3 protein-coding genes are annotated in these 1,509 nt (G+C 42.5%); all 3 read right to left on the bottom strand.

The features are described 5' to 3' along the window. Positions 1-487: 487 nt before the first annotated feature. Positions 488-1,015 carry a hypothetical protein gene (locus tag J8X26_RS27845; protein WP_244370886.1) on the bottom strand — a complete coding sequence of 176 codons (528 nt, stop codon included), beginning with the start codon at positions 1,013-1,015 and terminating at the stop codon, positions 488-490. 15 nt (positions 1,016-1,030) lie between these two features. Next, complete coding sequence (locus J8X26_RS26725; protein ID WP_208952551.1) at positions 1,031-1,228, bottom strand: hypothetical protein; 198 nt, start codon at positions 1,226-1,228, stop codon at positions 1,031-1,033. A gap of 141 nt (positions 1,229-1,369) precedes the next feature. After that, on the bottom strand, positions 1,370-1,509 hold a 140-nt coding region (locus tag J8X26_RS26730; RefSeq protein WP_208952552.1), incomplete at its 5' end, for a DUF3024 domain-containing protein.

A 1,509-nucleotide genomic window follows, 5' to 3' on the forward strand; every position in this document is an offset into this window, starting at 1 on the left:
CGTAAGGATTGCCTGAGAAAGTCAGCGACGAGGGGAGCTTTTATCTAAATCCGATTTATTCAACAAAGCCAAATCACAGGTAAAAAACCGCTCGCCTAACCGGATGCATGAGACATGTGGGAGCTAGGCGAACGGTAAAGAGGCTACGTAAACTATATTATTATTTGCGAAATGATAGTTGATCGAAAAGCGAACGTTAGCAAGGTCTACTTTGTAGAATTTGGTGAGTGACGGGCACAAAAAACCCGCCATAAGAGCGGGTTAAGCGATAAATATGATATCAAAATCTAAGATATCAATAAGTCAGTATGGATGCATGACCACATCACAGTCATACCATTTAACATTATCACAAAAGTTTAGGCTGGCAATATGTGGTCGAAAAAAAAGCCGGTCATTTAACCGGCGATAGGAATTTCGCATACATGATTTTATTACAGGCACAAAAAACCCGGCTCGGTGGCCGGGTTTGTTTATATTCTAGTGATTATCCTTGGTGATACAAGAACATTGCACCTTTATATAGCGCGGTGCCCACGGCAATAATTGCTGGCACAGTCAGAATGATTGCAAGTTTTGCGTCAGATATGCGTTTCTCTACAGCATCAGTAGATGGTTTTTTTGAAAGAGATTCTTTAATTCCATCTAGTCTCTCAAGCACTACGGCCATGTTCTTATCGACTGAATTAACGATAGTTTCGATAGAAGAAGCTTTAGCTTTTAAGTCTGAAACGTCTTTTTTGATGTGCGCAACGTCAGCTTCAAGAACTGCTATCCGCGTTTCCATGTTGTCGCCTCCATCTGTTGATTTCATTAAAGTATCGCTCGAAGCAGCTGATGAAACAAGTCTTCCTGTGCTTTCTCCAAGGGTCGAGGCGCAAATACCGAAAACTGCTGTAGCTACTTTTTGGGTAGTTGCTGCAAACTCAACGCCAATGGTAGAGCCGTCATCATTACTGTAGGCAACTAGTAATTTTCCTTGCCGATCAAGCGAGGATGCGCTTCCTATGGTCATTGATTTATCCTGGTATTATTCAGATTCGAATATGGACTTTAATGATTCATAGAATTTTTTCGCCTGACCCTGACCCAAGGTAATGGCAGCCACTCTACGTTTTTCAATGCTGTTAACATTAAGTACGCCTTCCTCGCTGACAACTACAGGATAATTATTTAGGAAGATCAAAGTCATTAGCTGGTCTCCCTCAATATTTGTTCCTACAGTCACGATTGAGTCTGCTTTTGCCTCAAAATAGTCCTTCGACTCTTGTATAATTCCTGTCTGTGTAACAGATAAATTAAATTCACTCGTTTGAAATCCTTGTTATTAAAATCTCTGCGACCTCACCCGAACGTCTCTTCCGGCCACTTAGCCAAAGAAGCAGCTGTGAATATCATCACGCACTTGGTTAAGCGCTGCGGCGAGGGTTCTTTCTTCCGAGTACAGCTCCCACTTCTCGCTAGCCCGCATCCAGTAAAGGTTCCAGACTTTCTGCGTGCGAACGTAGG

Source organism: Rahnella sp. ChDrAdgB13 (assembly GCF_017655185.1).
In the GTDB taxonomy this organism is placed as follows: Bacteria; Pseudomonadota; Gammaproteobacteria; order Enterobacterales; family Enterobacteriaceae; genus Rahnella; species Rahnella contaminans.

Excerpts from the sequence above, each read along its gene's own strand:
- J8X26_RS27845 (WP_244370886.1), bottom strand. The coding sequence starts at position 1,015 with ATGACCATAGGAAGCGCATCCTCGCTTGATCGGCAAGGAAAATTACTA.